We start from the raw sequence: 17,491 nt of genomic DNA, 5'->3' as shown, positions 1-17,491 counted from the left end.
TGGTGGCGCGTTCTTCAACGCTGAGTTCGGAATAAGACATAGGGGCAGCACCGTACCGGAAAGGTCAGGTGTTGCACTCAGTTTTTGCCGCCGCCTTGCTTTGGGTTCCATTAATTCTCACGGAGGCGATGTTCTAGGTCTCTCCATTAAAATTAATAGGAGACTTGAATGCGCTGCTGCAACAGCTGAATGTTCAATGATCACAGAAGATAGTAATGCCACCGAGGGTGATTAATTGTGAGTATTAATTTTGAGAAAGCATTAGGCTCCGCAGAAAGAGCGTTAGTTTATCGTGGCCAAAGAGCTGAGATCTTGAGTAACAATATCGCGAACGCTGACACTCCGAACTTCAAAGCCCAGGACTTGGATTTTTCTACTGTGCTCGCCAGCCAAACCAAAGAACCTGCTACCACTGCGTTTTCTTTGAAAACAACAAACGCAAAGCATTTTCTTAAGAAAGAATCGGCGGTGGCTATATACGGGCGCGACTTGCTTTACAGCACGCCGGCTCAGCCTGCCTTGGACCAAAATACTGTCGATCAGCAGGTCGAGGTCGCCAAATACACAGAAAACGCAATACGTTTCAACGCGGCTTTTACTCGGTTGAATGGAGCATTCAAGGGTTTGCTCAAAGCTCTGCGCGGTGACTAGCAGCGCAGGCGCATGCGAGCCCATTTTGACCGACACAGCAGCTTAAGTACTCCTAGATTCAGAGGTATTCTCCTCCAGACGGCGCTCTACTCAGGAGCAGGAATCTCCGTTCAATGGCTGATCTTGGAAGGAAAGCCAACCGCCTCCACAGCTTTACGAAGCTGTTCCGCGTTTTCGCTACTTTCAACACTCACCTTACCGGTTGATCGATCGACTGAGACCGTAGCGTTGCCGTCCAGTGCCTGGATCGCTCTGGTGATTTTGCCGACGCAGCTGCCGCAACCAATGCCTGATACATCTAAGACGACCATGTTAATTATCCTCGTGCTGAGCGGTGTCTTTTCCCCGCAGCTAAAGCATCGACGTTGACACCGTGGCAAGGTCAACAATTATCTAATCAAGGCCGTGAGCGTCATTTCGAGAAATTTCACAAACTTGACCACCCGGTTGTTAATCAGCTCACTACCGTTTGAACGGATTCGACCAGTGCGCCCTATGGCCCTGGTCGGTTGAGGTCGCCTAACGGCACATTGCGGCTCTCTTGCTTGATCCCTCGATTTTGTAAGCCTCTCGTTCCGTCAAAAAGCTTTGATCTGTCCTCCCGCGAACCTTGCATAGGTATAGGGGGTACGCCTATCATGCGAGCTAATATAGCCAGGGGGGTATCACGTGGGCCACATCGCATCACACAAAGACGATCTTCTTAAACGCGTAAAACGTATTGCCGGACAGATTCAAGCTGTTGAACGAGCATTGGAATCGGATCTCGACTGCGCCAAGACACTCCATCTTGTTGCGGCCACTCGGGGTGCCATCAACGGGCTGATGGAAGAGATCATCGAGGATCACGCACGAGAGCATGTCGCGAACCCTGCGCTCAGCGAAGAAGAGCGTAACAAGGGCGTCGAAGAGCTTCTTGAAGCTATCCGCCGGTACTCCAAGTGAATGCATCCAGGTAAACACGTATGAGCAGGACAGACATCGATTACACACACGACCACGTGTTTCTAGGCTCAGCGCACGACGAGAATGCCAAGCGTACGCTTTGGGTTGTAGCACTCACGGTGGTAATGATGATCGGGGAGATCACCGCCGGCTATATCACGGGTTCGATGGCGTTACTGGCCGATGGCTTCCACATGGCAACCCATGCCGGCGCATTGGGCATCGCGGCGGCCGCTTACGGATACGCAAAACGCCACGCTACCAGCCAGCGCTACAGTTTCGGTACAGGAAAGGTTGGAGACTTGGGCGGGTTCGCCTCGGCGCTGATTCTCGGCATTGTTGCGTTGGGCATTGGCGTTGAATCGGTCATGCGTTTGTTGCAGCCAACACCGGTTCAATTTGGCACCGCGACCCTCATCGCCGTTGTCGGTTTGCTCGTCAACATTGTCAGTGCCCTGCTGCTGGGGCATGGGCACGACCACGACCACGACCACGATCACCCTCATGCCCACAACGGAAACGACAACAACTTGAGGTCGGCCTATGTCCATGTCATTGCAGACGCGTTGACGTCGATTCTGGCCATCGCTGCATTGCTTGCCGGTCGGTATCTGGGCTGGGTGTGGCTCGACCCGGTCATGGGTATCGTCGGCGCTATCGTTATCGCGCGTTGGGCCTGGACCTTGATGGGGGTAACTGCGGGCGTGTTGCTCGATCAGACCGACGCCCACGTTGCCGAGGAAATCCGCGAACTCGTTGAGAAACCGGGTGGCGCTACCATTACAGACTTGCACGTTTGGAGGGTGGGTCCTCAAGCGCGCGCGGCGATCGTCAGCGTTCTAGGTGAAGCCACTGTGAACGCCGACAGCATTCGTGAACGTCTCAAACCGGTTCACGAAGTCAGCCACCTGACCGTCGAGTTCCGACAAACATGACTCAGCGCCTGTCCAGCACAGCCTCTATAGGAAACACCGATGCCGCCCGGTAAACGTGAGCTGGCTCGAATCGAGCGCCAGTTGATCGTCACGCTCACCGACGCGTGCGAAACAGCAAAGGACGAGATAAAGGGCTTTATTTGGCTCACTCACACCGCTGACCTAAGTGCGTTGGCTGAAACCCTAAAGGTCATCTGGGTGTTCGAAACCCTGGCTGACAGGAAGCGGGCCGAGATTGATGCGAAGGCCCGCATCTTTGAGTTGACGGCGATCGCCTTGAAAGAGGCCAATCTTGACCTGCCTGTTTCAGACCGCAATGTCCGCTTTGACTCGGAGCAAGAGTGCCAACGCACGCACATAGGCGACTGGAAACGTCGCATGGCTCAACTACATAAAGCTAAGGGGGACTGACCATGGCAAAAGAAATCGAGAATCCTTGTATCTCGGTTTGCCAACTCAGTGGTGATCTGTGTGTGAGCTGCGGGCGAAGCAAGGAAGACATCAGAAAGTGGAAGCGCATGAAGCGGCCTGAAAAAATGGCCGCTGTGCAACGGGCGAATGCGCGCTTAAAGGGACTGAAGAAAGCACATGGATAGCCATTCCCCCGAGTTAAAACCGCTGCAATTTTGAAGGTCAGTCAACTCGGGTATTCCTCAGCCTCAATGCATTGAAAACTACAGATGCAGAACTGACGCTCATGGCGATGGCAGCGATCATTGGCGACAGGAGGTGCCCCGTCAATGGATAGAGCAAACCAGCGGCAAGAGGTATACCCATTGAGTTGTAGAGAAAAGCAAAGCCCAAATTCTGGCGCATGTTTTTAACTGTGGCGACCGAAAGAGCTCGTGCTCGTAAGATCCCCGTCAGGTCACCTTTTACCAGCGTGAGTTGCGCGCTATTCATCGCCACGTCTGTCCCCGTTCCCATGGCTATCCCCACATCTGCTCGCGCTAGGGCCGGAGCATCGTTGATACCGTCACCCGCCATGGCCACTTTTCGCCCGTATTGCTGTAGGTCTGCCACCAGGCGCTCCTTGTCTTGGGGTTTGACTTCACCGTGGACTTCTTCAATCCCCATTTCCCTAGCGACAGCCCGAGCGGTAGTAAGCCCGTCCCCAGTAGCCATGATGATTTTAACGTTGTGAGCCTTAAGCTTGGTGACGGCCTCTTTTGAGGTTGGCTTGATCGGATCTGAGACGGCCAACAAACCTGCCAATGCGCCGTCGACGGCGAGGTAGACAATACTGATGCCGTCAAGTCGCAATACCTCAGCGCGCTCTTGTAGGGGGCTGGTGGTCACGCCTGCGGCTTCCATCAACGCGGTGTTCCCCAGCTGGAGCTTTTTGCCATCGACAACGCCACTGACCCCGATACCCGAATCAGACTCAAAGGATTCCGGCTTGGTCAGCTTGATGTTCTCGGATCTGGCGTGATCGACGATCGCATGTGCTAAAGGATGCTCGCTGCCCTGATCAAGGCTGGCAGCCAGGTGAAGGACGTCGTCGCGATTGAAGGTGGGAGTGGCCTCCACGCTGTGAAACACGGGCCGTCCCTCTGTCAGGGTGCCTGTCTTGTCGACAACCAGCGTGTCGATTCTGCAAAGGCTCTCAATCGCACTGGCATCTCTGAACAAAACACCCATGCTTGCTGCTTTACCTGTCGACACCATGATCGACATAGGCGTAGCAAGTCCCAACGCACAGGGACAAGCGATGATCAGCACGGCGACAGCGTTGATTAGACCAAACACCCAACTGGGCTCAGGGCCGAAAAGCCCCCAACCGATAAATGTCATTATCGCAATCGTGATAACACCCATCACGAAGTAGCCGGCAATCGAGTCGGCCATTCGTTGCATCGGAGCCTTGGAACGCTGAGCTCTCGCGACCATCTGTACGATCTGGGACAGCATGGTTTCGGCACCGACCTTCTGCGCCTCCATTACCAGGCTTCCATGCGTATTCAGCGTGGCACCGATCAGGCTATCTCCAGCTTTCTTCATTACCGGGACTGGCTCGCCAGTGAGCATCGACTCATCCACCGCACTTTCACCCTCAAGTACCGAACCATCAACTGGCACCTTTTCACCTGGTCTGACCCGTAAGTGGTCTCCCAGGTGCACATGGGTGAGAGGAATATCTTCCTCCTGGCCATCGGCATTGATCCGACGTGCAGTTTTGGGCGAAAGGCCGAGAAGAGATTTAATGGCGGCGGAAGTTTGTGATCGGGCTTTGAGCTCAAGGATCTGCCCAAGCAACGTGAGCGAGATGATGACCGCTGCCGCTTCGAAGTAAACGCCGATACGTCCATCTTGCATGAAATTGGCGGGAAAACTTTGGGGGAAGAGCGTTGCTATGACGCTGTACAGATAAGCTGCGGCGGTGCCCAACCCAATCAGAGTCCACATGTTGGGACTGCGATTTTTAACCGAGGCCAGTCCCCTTACAAAAAAAGGCCATCCTGCCCATAAGGTCACGGGTGTCGCCAGAGCGAACTCGATCCAGTTTTGAGCTGAACCATGAAGAAGTTGTAACGAGTGACCCGCCATCGCGAGCACGGTTACGACCACGGTTAAGGGCAGCGACCACCAGAAGCGGCGATTGAAATCCCGGAGTTCAGGATTTTCTTCTTCATCAAGCGCCGGCATGACAGGCTCTAGTGCCATGCCACATTTAGGACAGTTACCGGGTCCGGTCTGCCGTATTTCAGGATGCATCGGGCACGTAAATTCAGCGCCCGTTTGTACCGCAGACTCCGGCGTTGTGCTGCCTGACTCGTCGCGCACCACGTGGCCACTGTAGCGCTCAGGGTCCGCTCGAAACTTCTCCTGGCATTTCAGGCTACAGAACCGATACGTCTGTCCCTGGTAAGTCTCAGCAAATTTACTCGACGAAGTGACTGCCATTCCACACACCGGGTCATGTAGATCAGCATCATCCCGGGAAGCAGCATGGGTGTGATTATGGTCGTGATGGCCAGAGGTGGTAGGCATGTCTATTCCCCTTGTAAGGTGCTACTAGAAATGAGCATATTCAGTACAACGATTATTTGCGGCTCCACAGTGGTGCGGTGATGTTTCCGCACGGACCCCGGCTGAGTAAGCGTTGCTATGTTACTTGCGACTTAGCGTAGCCAACTCTTGCGTCGGGCCGGCAGAAATAGCCGACTCCGGTTTATTTCAGATCAAACTCGCCGACCATTCCCGATTGGTAATGCCCCGGCACGTTGCAGGCAAACTGAAGCCCTGCACTGTCGTTGAAGGTCCAGATCAGCTCTTGGGTTGAGCCAGGCTCAATCAGGACACTGTTAGGGTCGTCATGCTCCATTGCGACCATCTTCATTCCGCCCATGCCGTGGCTCATGCCGCTCATCTTCCCGGTACCGGTAGGGCTTAGTGTTCCGTTCTTGAACATGCTTGCCATTTCTTTCTGGTGTGCTGCATGAGCAGCGGCTTTGCCGATGTTGAACTCATGCAGCAGCGAACCCTCGTTGCGAAGGACAAAGCGGATTGTTTCACCAGGTTTTACGTCGATGCTTTTAGGCTTGAAAAAAATGTCGCCCATCTCGACCTCAACCGTGCGGGTAACGTCAGAGGCCACACCAGGCTGGCCTATGTCGTCTTGTCCATGCCCTGCATTAGCCATAGCCGTGGCAGCGAAAAACAGGGTCATTGCTGCGATGAACGGAGTAGCGAGCGTAGTTTTCATGGTGACCTCAGGAATACGTGGGAACATTGGCTATGCTAATGATGCTCAGCTGCCAGCTAACTGACTTGGGCATTACTTCTTTGTCAGTTTTCTAAATAGATACGGCGTCCAATTGACGCCGCAACAAGATGCTGACAAGTACTTATCCAGGGGGCGTTTATTGATGGTTTTCTGAAAGCATCAATTTGTGCTCGCGCTGCATCTGGCGCAAAACGTCATCAACGATTTTGTCGTGCTTCTCCATCCAGGCTAGATGCTCTTGGGGTGACATTGAGGCATCTGGGTGATCGTTGTGGAGCTGGCTCATGATGTCCCCAAGCATCTTCATGTGTTCTGCCATGTGGACGTGACGCTCTCCTTCAGGGGCTTGTTCAGCTTTCATCAACGTGGCTTCGGCCTTGTCGCGCAAACCTTCCATACGCTCAATGACTCGATCTCCGCCGCTTTCAGCCCACACAGAAGCCGAGACCAGTATCGAGCTTACAAAAAACAGCATTTTCAGGCGGTTCATAGGGGTAGCTCCTCATGAGGGAATCCGACTTCCATACGATTCATCGCTCAGAGGTCGGTCGAGCACCAATGAAGTACTCATGTCTGAACCCTAGCCAGCACTCGCTGACATCTACCTGAAGCCAAGATTACTTTTCTGTCAGTTGCTGGTTGGCTGCCAGTTTTCGTTGCAGACTCCGCTTAACTATTATCTGAGAACGACCTCATGAGACTTCTTGTCGCTGAAGACGAACCAAAAATAGGTATCTATTTGCAGCAAGGGCTCAACGAGGCCGGGTTCAATGTCGACCGTTTCACGAATGGAAAAGAGGCGCTTCAGCACGCTTTGAGCGAAGCCTATGATCTGCTGATTCTCGACGTCATGATGCCGGGTTTGGATGGCTGGGAAGTCCTGCAGAAGGTTCGCGCTTCCGGGAAAGACGTCCCGGTGCTTTTTCTCACCGCCAGAGACCGCGTTGAAGACCGAGTGAAGGGACTTGAACTCGGTGCGGATGACTATCTGATCAAACCCTTCGCGTTTTCTGAATTGCTTGCTCGAGTCAGAACGTTGCTGCGTCGCGGTAGCAGCGCACCTTCGCAAACCTTTATGAAACTGGCTGACCTTGAAGTGGACCTGCTCAAGCGTCGAGCCATCCGAGGAGGCAAACGCATAGACCTTACGGCCAAAGAGTTTGCGTTGCTTGAGCTTCTGCTGCGTCGTCGAGGGGAGGTGCTGCCAAAGTCTCTTATCGCCTCCCAGGTTTGGGATATGAACTTCGACAGCGATACCAACGTTATCGAGGTTGCAGTGAGACGGCTCAGGGCCAAGATAGACGACGATTTTGAGGTCAAGTTGATTCATACCTCAAGGGGAATGGGTTACATGCTCGATGCACCAGATTCGGAGTCGTGATGAACCGGATGTCCCTGACGACTCGTATGAGTCTGATGTTTATGCTCGCGGTAACGGCTGTGCTCACGGTCGCCGGACTCAGTTTCAATAACCTCAGCCGGCATCATTTTAAGATGCTGGATCAGCAGGCATTGTACGAAAAACTCCACTCGACTCAGCGGATCTTGTCCGGGCTGAGCAACATCGATCAATTCAGCGAGGCTAAACCGGAGTTAGAAGCGCTGCTGGGCGCACACCGTGATTTGACTGCGCTTATCATCGATGGCGACGGCAAGGTGCTGTTTGCGGATCCCGGCCCGGTCGACGTTCCGAAGGCGTTTCGCACAACCACAAACACAACCGTCTGGGAATGGCGGGAGCAAGAGCAGATGTTCCGTGGTGTGACTGCCCAATCCGTAGTGACGGGACAAGAAAGGCCATTAACTGTCATGTTGATTTTTGACGTTACTCAGCATATGTCCTTTTTCGAGACGCTCGAACGATGGTTTTGGATAGGGTTGGTGATCAGCGCATTGGTCAGTGCTGCACTCGGCTGGATGGTAGCTAGCAGTGGCATGCGGCCTATCCGCCAGGTCACACGGGTAGCTGCCTCCATGTCAGCAAAATCACTCAAGGAGCGTATTCCCCTGGCACCCGTTCCGAAAGAGCTTCAACAGATGGTGTTGTCGTTCAACGCCATGTTATCCAGGCTCGACGATGCATTTGTCCGGTTATCCAACTTTTCGGCAGACATTGCCCACGAACTACGGACCCCCGTGAGCAACTTGATGACCCACACTGAAGTGGTGCTTTCGAGAAAAAGAAACATCGAGGACTACGAAGACAATTTGTACTCCAATCTTGATGACTTGAAGCGCATGAGCCGGATGATTGATGACATGCTTTTTCTGGCGAAATCTGACAATGGTCTAATTACGCACGAGAACAAGCCAATAGACCTGGTGGCTGTCGTGGAAAAATTGCTTGAGTACTACCGCCTGTTGGCTGATGAACGAGGGATCGAGCTTAAGGTTTCAGGACGGGGGAGCGTGCGAGGTGATGTCCTTATGCTCCACCGAGCGATTTCCAATCTGCTCTCAAATGCGCTGCGCTACACCTATGAAGGGACGTCAATCAGTGTCGATATTCAGCACAAGGACGCGTCGGTAACGGTTGTCGTGGAAAACCATGGTGAGCCCATTGCCCCCGAACATCTTGAAAAGCTGTTTGATCGTTTTTATCGCGTGGACCCAGCGCGGCGAGAAGGAAGTCCGAGCAACGCAGGGCTAGGTCTGTCGATTACCCGATCAATTGTCGAAGCGCACAATGGCAAGATCTGGTGTACGTCAGGCGACGGGAAAACGGCTTTTCATCTTGAGTTTCCGGCCGTCGATTCCACGGTTAGCTGAGCGAGGAAACATTTGTGATCAACGGCGTCTTGGCGTTCTGCGCTTAGCTACGCCTCTGCGAATTTGCGGAGTGATTGAACTCCCCGGTCCTGCGGTACGCCGTCTCTTCTCCAGGCCTTGCTACGCTCAACGATTAGATGCCAAACATCGTATCAAGCTGACTGAAATGTAATCGAACAGTTTGTGATCGTGTGGCATCGTGTTCTCGCACTGTGACGTTAGGGCTAGCGAGTTTCTCCTGTTCAACTTGGCGAAGAGGACGGGGGCTCCGAGTTAATCAACAGTGGTTTTTAACGAAATTAAAAACTAGTTCCTCCCAAAAAACCTCGAATCAACAGCGCTTGCTGTGAGGAGTCTTGCATGTCATTCCTTAAAACTACGTCCGTGGCGGTTGCAATCACTGCTGGTTTGCTTCTGAGTGCAGTGGCCCAGGCACATCCAAAACTTCTTGCTTCCACTCCGGCAGAAGGCTCGGATGCGGCGGCTCCGTCGAAAATCGAACTGCATTTTTCTGAGAATCTCACCACTCAGTTCTCCGGTGCAAAGCTGATCATGACCGACATGCCTGGCATGCCTAACTCACCCATGGGTGTAAAGGCCGCCGTCGCTGCTGGTGGTGATCCGAAAACTATGGTGATTACGCCGGCTGCACCGCTGACCACCGGCACCTACAAAGTTGAATGGCGTGCAGTGTCCTCGGATACTCACCCGATCACCGGCAACTTTTCATTCAAAGTGAAATGATCCATGAGCGACTCATTAAATATCGTGGTTCGCTTTACTCTCTATTTTGACCTGATGTTGTTATTTGGACTGGCCATATTTGGCTTGTACAGCCTCAGGGGAAAGGAAAGGGTATCGGGCACGGTCTTGAACTTTGAGTCGCTTCTTTACGGTACCTCTGTTGCAGGTGTAGCTCTGTCCCTTGCTGCGATGTTGTTGCTTGCAAAAGCAATGAGCGGTGTATCGGAGCTTATGGAGCTACATCATCACATTTTTGAAATGGTCATCATGGGCACCGATGTTGGGTTGACCTGGATGGTTCGGATAGCCGCCTTGGTGGGGGCAATTCTGGGCGTCGCGTTGAATAAACGATTTCCGACACCCAGCCTCTGGATCGTCACCGTCTGTGGAGCAATCGCGTTGGCCACGCTAGCCTGGACAGGGCATGGTGCCATGGACGAAGGCAGCCGCCGCTACTGGCATTTTCTCAGCGATATTTTCCATTTATTAGCGGCGGGTGGCTGGTTGGGTGCTCTAGCGGCCTTCGCCCTACTGCTGCGGTTGAAATCACTGAAGGGTGAAGAGGAAGCACGAATTCTTGCCCGCGTGCTGACTGGCTTTGAGTCGGCCGGCGGTGTGATCGTTGCGATCATAAGCGTAACGGGAGTAGTAAATTACCTTTTCATCGTCGGTCCCAACCTTGATGAGGTCATGCTGAGTACCTATGGTCAGTTGCTGTTTTTGAAGATCCTGCTCTTTGCTGGAATGATCGTTTTAGCCACGCTGAACCGCTTTCACTTAAGCCCGCTATTGGAGCGCTCAGTTCGCAATGGTCAATACTCTGTAGCGGTCAATGCCTTGCGCCGCAGCATGAAATTCGAATTCCTGATGGCAATCCTCATCATCTGTCTTGTCGCATGGTTAGGCACGCTAAGTCCTGAAATGGAAATGAGCGCGGAATAGAGGTGTCTGGCACCTAACCAAGTAGCCTGGAACGTGATTGTTAGCACCATTTCTACTGGCTACACTTCAGCACATGACACGCTATCTACGGCTTTGCCTGATTTTACTGATTAGCCTTGCGCTTCCCCTCAGCGGGATGGCGGGTGTTCAGGCGCCGACAGAGCCGTGCCCCATGCAAACCATGGGCATGGCAATGATGGACGGCATGGGCCAAGACTGCTGCCATGACATGAAAAGTCCCACCGAGCACGGAAAACCCTGTAAGCCGGGCCAGGAGTGCAAGACCGGCGGGATGCTGCAAGTCTCCATCGTCAAGCCTCCGGTGACCCTATCTAGCCCCCTCGAAGCGTCCATCTCCATAGATTCCCATCCTGTGCAAACCCCATCAGGGGTATGGCGACCTCCCCGCATTTGATTCCTGTACCACACTGAGCCTCATTCCGCGTCATGCGGGATGGCATATCTGCGCGCATGTCTCATGAGGCGCGCGGTGGATCATCACAGGAATCGTGACCATGAAATCCAAGTGCTATTGCACAGGGTGGCCCCTCGTGACCATCTTGGCGGCAAGCGTACTGGCCTTGCCGAGTCTCGCTGCTGCATTGACACTCGATGAAGCTTTGCAGCTGGCTGAAAACAATGCGCCGTCGCTGACTGCACAAGACGCGAAAATTCAGGCTGCCAGTAGTGCGGCCATCCCCGCTGGTGAACTACCCGATCCCAAGTTGCTGCTAGGCGTACAGAACTACCCCATTGGGGGCCCGGATCGCTGGAGCATCGACCAGGACTTCATGACTATGCGAATGGTCGGAGTCAGTCAGGAGATGCCCAACAGCGCCAAGCGCAAAGCCCGAGTCGAGGTCGCTGATGCGGCCATTGACCGCGCAGCCGCTGAGCGCCGGGTCGAACGTCTAAAGGTTCGTCAGGCCACGGCGTTGGCCTGGATCAACAGCTACTCGGTTGAGCGCAAAGACACGCTGTTTCAGGACTTCTACAAAGAAAACCGTCTGCTGGCCGATACCGTCCGGGCACAAATTGCCGGCGGCCGCGCTCAACCTGCTGATGCAGTAACGCCCAAACAGGAAGCGGCACAACTGGAAGAGCAGCAGGACGATCTGATTCGCCAGAGAGCGCAGGCCCGAGCGGCCCTGAAGCGCTGGATTGGACCAGCCGCCAACGACAAACCTGTGGGTAGCTTGCCTGAATGGCCTGTCGACGCATCTGGTTACTCTCATAAGCTGCAACATCACCCAGAATTGGCAGCGTTTGAACCAATGACCCGCGAAGCGCAAGCCAAGGCCCGTGAAGCCGAAGCGGAAAAACAGTCGGATTGGAGCTGGGAAGTCGACTATCAGAATCGCGGCCGAGAGTTCGGCGACATGGTCAGCGTGCGATTTTCATGGGATCTACCGCTGTTTCCTGACTCACGACAAAACCCCAAAATTGCAGCCAAGCACGCGGAACTCAACCAGCTTGAGGCTGAGCGTGAAGTCCTTTCACGCGAGCACACCCAGCAACTAGAAGATCAGGTGGCCGACTATGAGCGCCTGAATCGCGCCGTCCATCGATCCCAGAGCAGTCTGCTCCCTTTGGCTAAAGAAAAGGTCGAGCTCACTATGGCTAGCTATCGCGCCGGCAAGGGCGATTTGAACTCCGTCGTGGCCGCTCGGCGCGAGCTTATCGAAGCCCGACTCAAGCAGATTGATGTTGAAGAGCAGCGTGCTCTCACCAGCGCTCGCCTGTATTTCGCCTATGGGGAGTCCGCTCAATGATCTCTCGAACATGGAAAGGGGTTTTTGTTGTCAGCATCTCAATTGCTTTGGGAGTCGCCGGTGGTTACTGGTTGGCCCAACCGAGGGTGAGCGCAGTACCGGATGCAGCATCGGAGCAGAAGCCGAAGCCATCAGTCGATCGCAAGGTTCTGTATTGGTACGACCCCATGTACCCACAACAGAAATTCGATAAGCCGGGTAAGTCGCCCTTCATGGACATGGAGATGGTCCCTCAGTACGCGGATAGCAAGGGGGACAGCGCCACTGTTCGCATTGATCCAAGCCTGACCCAGAATCTTGGCGTGCGACTGGCTACTGTCAGTCGAGGTGTGTTTGATTCGAGTCTGGATGTTGTGGGTGTATTGACCTTCAACGAGCGCGACGTTGCCGTCATCCAGGCCCGTACGGCGGGTTTCGTCGAGCGTGTGTATGCCCGCGCTCCTGGCGATGTGATTAAAGCCAACGCCGCTTTGGCGGATATTCTTGTCCCGGAGTGGTCTGCGGCTCAGGAGGAGTTTCTCGCACTCAAGCGTAGTGGCGATGCGGGCTTGCTGGCAGCGGCTCGCCAACGTTTGCGGCTCACCGGGATGCCGGCGGCATCGATTGCTCAAGTAGAGCGCAGTGGCAAAGTCCAACCAAACCTGACCCTCACCAGCCCCATCAGTGGGGTGTTGCAAGAACTCGATGTGCGCGAAGGTATGACAGTTGCTGCCGGCGAAACACTGGCACGCGTGAATGGTTTGAGTAACGTCTGGCTGGCTCTGGCGGTCCCGGAGACTGAATCGGGGTCGATTCAGCTGGGGCAAGTGGCTGAGGCGCGTTTGCCCGCGTTCCCAGGCGTCGTGCTCAATGGCGTGGTAAGCGCGATTCTTCCAGAAACCAATCCCGATAGTCGCACCCTTCGCGTGCGCGTCGAATTACCTAACCCAGAAGGCCGTCTAAGGCCGGGTATGACTGCACGAGTGAGCCTCAATCGCTCAACGGAGCAAAGTGTGCTGTGGGTGCCGAGCGAGGCGGTCATTCGCACCGGTCGACGTGCCCTGGTGATGCTCGCTGAAGGCGCCGGTCGCTATCGTCCCGTGGAGGTGCAACTTGGGCAGGAAGGCGATGGCAAGACGGCCATATTGAAAGGGTTGGAAGAGGGCCAGAAAGTGGTTAGCTCTGGCCAGTTCCTGCTCGACTCGGAGGCCAGTCTTAAGGGCATCGTGGCCAAATCAGAGGAACCTTCACCCACCAGTGCAGCTGCCGCGGGTTTGCATGAAGCGGATGGGCAAATCGTTGAGATCAACGATAAGGAAGTCACTCTCGCTCACGGCCCTTTCAAGACGCTGGGCATGCCTGGCATGACGATGACGTTCCCGCTCGCCAATCCCGCTCTGATGCAGGGCCTTAAAACGGGCGACAAGGTCCGGATAGGTGTGAATCAGACCGACGACGGATTGCGTGTTGAGCGTCTGGACAAATCAGGGGGCCAGCCATGATTGCTGCCCTTATTCGTTGGTCAGTAACCAACCGATTCCTGGTGCTACTGGCGACGCTGTTTATCACGGCCTGGGGCCTTTGGTCGGTGCAGAGCACGCCCATTGATGCGCTACCAGACTTGTCCGATGTGCAGGTGATCATCCGCACCCCTTATCCGGGACAAGCACCCCAGATTGTCGAGAACCAGGTCACCTATCCGTTGGCCACCACCATGCTCTCAGTACCAGGTGCCAAGACGGTGCGTGGTTATTCCTTTTTCGGTGACAGCTTTGTCTATGTGCTTTTCGAAGACGGCACTGATTTGTACTGGGCTCGCTCGCGGGTGTTGGAGTATTTGAGCCAAGTACAAAGCCGCTTGCCGGCCAGCGCCAAGCCGGCGTTGGGGCCAGATGCGACAGGCGTAGGATGGATCTTCCAGTACGCGCTGGTGGATCGCAGTGGCGGGCATGATCTGGCACAGCTACGCGCCCTTCAGGACTGGTTTCTCAAGTTTGAACTCAAGACCCTGCCCAATGTGGCGGAAGTGGCCACTGTGGGCGGCATGGTCAAGCAGTACCAGGTACAGCTAGATCCGCTCAAATTGGCCAGCCTTCGTATTACGCAGGCCGAGGTGAGCGAAGCGATCGGCAAGGCTAACCAGGAAACTGGTGGTGCAGTGCTGGAGATGGCAGAGACCGAGTTCATTGTGCGGGCTTCCGGCTACTTGAAAACGCTCAATGATTTTCGGGCGATCCCACTCAAGCTGGGATCGGGCGGTGTGCCGGTGAACTTGGGCGATGTCGCCACGATCCAGTTGGGGCCGGAGATGCGCCGTGGCATCACCGAACTCGACGGCGAAGGCGAGACGGTTGGCGGCGTGGTGATTTTGCGCAGCGGTAAGAATGCTCGCGAGACCATTGCGGCGGTCAAAACCAAACTCGACGAACTGAAAAGCAGCCTGCCGGCCGGGGTGGAAATCGTCACCACCTACGATCGCAGCAAGCTGATCGACCGTGCTGTGGAAAATCTCAGCCACAAGCTCATCGAAGAGTTCATCGTTGTCGCATTGGTTTGCGGGATCTTTCTTTGGCACCTGCGCTCGTCCCTGGTGGCGATCATTTCCCTGCCGGTCGGTGTGCTGATGGCCTTTATTGTCATGCGCTACCAAGGGATTAACGCGAACATCATGTCCTTGGGCGGGATAGCCATCGCCATCGGCGCCATGGTCGATGCTGCTGTGGTAATGATCGAAAACGCACACAAGAAGATTGAGGCCTGGCACGTCGCCAATCCTGGTGAGGAACTGAAGGGTGAGCGTCATTGGCATGTAATGACCGAAGCAGCGGCTGAAGTTGGACCAGCTCTATTCTTCTGTTTGTTGATCATCACCCTTTCGTTCATTCCGGTGTTCACCCTGCAAGCGCAAGAGGGGCGGTTGTTCGGCCCGCTGGCTTTCACAAAAACCTACGCCATGGCCGCCGCAGCAGGATTGTCAGTGACCTTGGTGCCGGTATTGATGGGCTATTGGATTCGAGGACGGATTCCTAGTGAAAAAAACAATCCGCTGAACCGCTGGCTCATTCGGATCTACCAGCCGGCTCTGGATGCAGTGCTGCGGCGACCGAGGATCACGCTGCTGGTGGCGGCGTTGGTGTTTTTTAGTGCGCTTTGGCCAATGTCGCGCTTAGGTGGCGAGTTTCTTCCGCCTTTGAATGAAGGCGACCTGCTCTATATGCCTTCGGCTCTGCCTGGATTGTCCGCACAGAAAGCGGCCCAACTGCTGCAACAGACCGACCGCCTCATCAAAACCGTGCCGGAGGTCGAACATGTCTTCGGTAAAGCGGGACGTGCCGAAACTGCCACCGACCCGGCGCCGCTGGAGATGTTCGAAACCACTATCCAGTTCAAGCCACAGGAGCAATGGCGCCCAGGCATGACTCAGGAAAAACTGGTGGAAGAGCTGGACCGAGTCGTGCGAGTTCCTGGGTTGACCAATATCTGGATACCACCGATTCGCAACCGAATCGATATGCTGGCTACGGGGATCAAAAGCCCCATTGGTGTAAAGATTGCCGGCACCAATCTGACGGAGATTGATTCCGCGACTCAGGCGGTCGAGCGAGTGGCCAAGAGCGTACCCGGTGTCAGTTCGGCGCTGGCCGAGCGATTGACCGGTGGACGTTACATCGACGTTGATATCGACCGAAAAGCCGCCGCCCGATATGGACTGAATATCGCCGATGTGCAGTCGATCGTGTCCGGCGCTATCGGCGGTGAAAATGTCGGCGAGACCATTGAAGGGCTTGCACGCTTCCCAATCAACGTCCGTTACCCTCGGGAATGGCGGGATTCGCTTGGCGCTTTGGAGCAGTTGCCAATCTACACCCCGCTAGGCAGCCAGATCACCCTTGGCACAGTGGCGAAGATCAAGGTCAACGACGGGCCGCCGATGCTCAAAAGTGAAAACGCACGGCCTTCAGGCTGGGTGTACATCGACGTGCGCGGCCGGGATATTGCCTCCGTAGTCGCCGATTTGCGCCGGCTCGTCAGCGAGCAGGTCAAGTTGCAGCCCGGCATGAGCCTGAGCTACTCAGGTCAGTTCGAATTTCTTGAGAGGGCCAACGCACGACTAAAACTGGTGGTCCCTGCCACGCTGCTGATCATCTTCGTCCTGCTTTACCTGACATTTGCCCGCTTCGACGAGGCCCTGCTGATTATGGCCACGCTGCCATTTGCCCTCACGGGCGGTGCATGGTTTCTTTATCTGTTGGGATTCAACCTGTCGGTTGCCACCGGGGTTGGCTTTATCGCCTTGGCCGGCGTTTCTGCCGAATTTGGCGTGATCATGCTGCTCTACCTGAAAAATGCCTGGGCCGAGCGTCAAGACCTCGGTGACAACACAGAACGCGGGTTAATGGCCGCGATTCGTGAAGGCGCTGTGCAGCGCGTTCGCCCCAAGGCCATGACCGTGGCGGTGATTATCGCTGGTTTGTTACCTATACTTTTGGGAAGCGGTACCGGCAGCGAGGTAATGAGCCGCATTGTCGCCCCGATGATTGGCGGTATGGTCACGGCGCCTTTGCTGTCGCTGTTTGTGATTCCGGCTGCCTATCAGCTCATGCGCCGTCGAAACCTATCCGCTGAGCTTGGCAGGGACTGACGCGGAGAAAATGCACAAAAGGGGCTGCTCTTGCAGCCTCGTTTGAGCTGCACAGCTCGTTTTCATCAGGCCTGTGCGCGATGTGTATTGAAATTAGCGAGTTTATGTCTTTTGCATAAACTCGCTAATTTCGATACATACGCTGTGGTCAGTGCCATTAACCCACCAGCACTTGCCAGAAAACGAACGCTGCCACCACTGTGTTTCGATGACCCAGAAAAGCGTTCTGACTCAAAGCCGACTCAGCATTCGTCACCCACAGATTCTCTTGAAATTGAGGCAAATGACCTTAATATGATCTTATCTTGCCATCATCGTTTTCAATCATGGATGTTTCTCGGGGGTAGGTCGGAATGGCAGAACAAGAAGACGCTAAGCCCGCAAG

General features: G+C 54.7%; 18 protein-coding genes. 14 read left to right on the top strand and 4 right to left on the bottom strand.

The features are described from left to right. Together BLS87_RS34515 and flgB are read left to right on the top strand one after the other, a co-directional pair. Window positions 1–235, top strand: a 235-nt coding sequence (locus BLS87_RS34515; RefSeq protein ID WP_208605237.1) for a hypothetical protein, incomplete at its 5' end; no start/stop codon positions are given. A 2-nt stretch (window positions 236–237) separates the two neighbouring features. After that, window positions 238–651 (top strand): flagellar basal body rod protein FlgB, encoded by a 414-nt coding sequence (flgB, locus tag BLS87_RS32970; RefSeq protein ID WP_034115527.1) that lies wholly within the window; start codon window positions 238–240, stop codon window positions 649–651. 110 nt (window positions 652–761) lie between these two features. Here flgB and BLS87_RS32965 read toward each other — a convergent pair whose 3' ends face one another. Further along, a complete protein-coding gene (locus BLS87_RS32965) occupies window positions 762–962 on the bottom strand; it encodes a heavy-metal-associated domain-containing protein (RefSeq protein ID WP_047292961.1) in 201 nt (66 codons plus the stop codon). Window positions 963–1,320: 358 nt separating this feature from the next. On the opposite strand from BLS87_RS32965, the gene BLS87_RS32960 reads away from it, so the two are divergent. Genes BLS87_RS32960 through BLS87_RS32945 form a run of 4 tightly spaced genes read left to right on the top strand, consistent with a single transcriptional unit; the run spans window position 1,321 to window position 3,127 of the window. Further along, entirely contained in the window at window positions 1,321–1,596 is a 276-nt protein-coding gene (locus tag BLS87_RS32960; protein ID WP_073470825.1) for a metal/formaldehyde-sensitive transcriptional repressor, read from the top strand. A gap of 20 nt (window positions 1,597–1,616) precedes the next feature. Further along, the gene (dmeF, locus tag BLS87_RS32955; protein WP_074759365.1) at window positions 1,617–2,531 is read left to right on the top strand and encodes a CDF family Co(II)/Ni(II) efflux transporter DmeF; all 915 of its coding nucleotides are present in this window, start codon (window positions 1,617–1,619) and stop codon (window positions 2,529–2,531) included. Between the two features lie 39 nt (window positions 2,532–2,570). Then, window positions 2,571–2,942, top strand: a complete 372-nt coding sequence (locus tag BLS87_RS32950) for a hypothetical protein (protein ID WP_024014914.1) — start codon at window positions 2,571–2,573, stop codon at window positions 2,940–2,942. A gap of 2 nt (window positions 2,943–2,944) precedes the next feature. Then, on the top strand, window positions 2,945–3,127 hold the full coding sequence (locus BLS87_RS32945; protein ID WP_024616838.1) for a DUF1289 domain-containing protein: 183 nt from the start codon (window positions 2,945–2,947) through the stop codon (window positions 3,125–3,127). Window positions 3,128–3,164: 37 nt separating this feature from the next. On the opposite strand, the gene BLS87_RS32940 is transcribed toward BLS87_RS32945, so the two are convergent. The 3 genes from BLS87_RS32940 to BLS87_RS32930 form a co-directional block, all read right to left on the bottom strand. Next, window positions 3,165–5,522 (bottom strand): heavy metal translocating P-type ATPase, encoded by a 2,358-nt coding sequence (locus BLS87_RS32940; protein WP_074759364.1) that lies wholly within the window; start codon window positions 5,520–5,522, stop codon window positions 3,165–3,167. A 181-nt stretch (window positions 5,523–5,703) separates the two neighbouring features. Next, window positions 5,704–6,237 (bottom strand): cupredoxin domain-containing protein, encoded by a 534-nt coding sequence (locus tag BLS87_RS32935; protein ID WP_019816982.1) that lies wholly within the window; start codon window positions 6,235–6,237, stop codon window positions 5,704–5,706. Between the two features lie 157 nt (window positions 6,238–6,394). Next, window positions 6,395–6,748 carry a co-regulatory protein PtrA N-terminal domain-containing protein gene (locus BLS87_RS32930; RefSeq protein WP_024616841.1) on the bottom strand — a complete coding sequence of 118 codons (354 nt, stop codon included), beginning with the start codon at window positions 6,746–6,748 and terminating at the stop codon, window positions 6,395–6,397. Window positions 6,749–6,952: 204 nt separating this feature from the next. On the opposite strand from BLS87_RS32930, the gene BLS87_RS32925 reads away from it, so the two are divergent. The 8 genes from BLS87_RS32925 to BLS87_RS32890 all read left to right on the top strand — a co-directional run bounded on the left by BLS87_RS32925 (window position 6,953) and on the right by BLS87_RS32890 (window position 17,106). Next, the gene (locus tag BLS87_RS32925; protein WP_019816984.1) at window positions 6,953–7,639 is read left to right on the top strand and encodes a heavy metal response regulator transcription factor; all 687 of its coding nucleotides are present in this window, start codon (window positions 6,953–6,955) and stop codon (window positions 7,637–7,639) included. After that, entirely contained in the window at window positions 7,639–9,027 is a 1,389-nt protein-coding gene (locus BLS87_RS32920) for a heavy metal sensor histidine kinase (RefSeq protein WP_070411942.1), read from the top strand. The genes BLS87_RS32925 and BLS87_RS32920 overlap by 1 nt, the downstream gene beginning before the upstream one ends. Window positions 9,028–9,387: 360 nt before the next feature. After that, window positions 9,388–9,771 (top strand): copper homeostasis periplasmic binding protein CopC, encoded by a 384-nt coding sequence (gene copC, locus BLS87_RS32915; RefSeq protein WP_074759363.1) that lies wholly within the window; start codon window positions 9,388–9,390, stop codon window positions 9,769–9,771. 3 nt (window positions 9,772–9,774) lie between these two features. Next, entirely contained in the window at window positions 9,775–10,713 is a 939-nt protein-coding gene (gene copD, locus BLS87_RS32910; protein ID WP_074759362.1) for a copper homeostasis membrane protein CopD, read from the top strand. Window positions 10,714–10,786: 73 nt separating this feature from the next. After that, the gene (locus BLS87_RS34850; RefSeq protein ID WP_074759366.1) at window positions 10,787–11,128 is read left to right on the top strand and encodes a hypothetical protein; all 342 of its coding nucleotides are present in this window, start codon (window positions 10,787–10,789) and stop codon (window positions 11,126–11,128) included. 100 nt (window positions 11,129–11,228) lie between these two features. Further along, complete coding sequence (locus BLS87_RS32900; RefSeq protein ID WP_074759361.1) at window positions 11,229–12,485, top strand: TolC family protein; 1,257 nt, start codon at window positions 11,229–11,231, stop codon at window positions 12,483–12,485. Continuing rightward, window positions 12,482–13,966 (top strand): efflux RND transporter periplasmic adaptor subunit, encoded by a 1,485-nt coding sequence (locus BLS87_RS32895; protein WP_034115514.1) that lies wholly within the window; start codon window positions 12,482–12,484, stop codon window positions 13,964–13,966. Before BLS87_RS32900 ends, BLS87_RS32895 begins: the two co-directional genes overlap by 4 nt. After that, a complete protein-coding gene (locus tag BLS87_RS32890) occupies window positions 13,963–17,106 on the top strand; it encodes an efflux RND transporter permease subunit (protein ID WP_074759360.1) in 3,144 nt (1,047 codons plus the stop codon). The genes BLS87_RS32895 and BLS87_RS32890 overlap by 4 nt, the downstream gene beginning before the upstream one ends. The last annotated feature ends 385 nt before the right edge of the window (window positions 17,107–17,491 follow it).

It is taken from the genome of Pseudomonas abietaniphila, from assembly GCF_900100795.1.
GTDB classification, from domain to species: Bacteria; Pseudomonadota; Gammaproteobacteria; order Pseudomonadales; family Pseudomonadaceae; genus Aquipseudomonas; species Aquipseudomonas abietaniphila.
The sequence above is the reverse complement of the archived record's forward strand: the minus strand, read 5'-3'. Positions and strand labels throughout refer to the sequence as shown.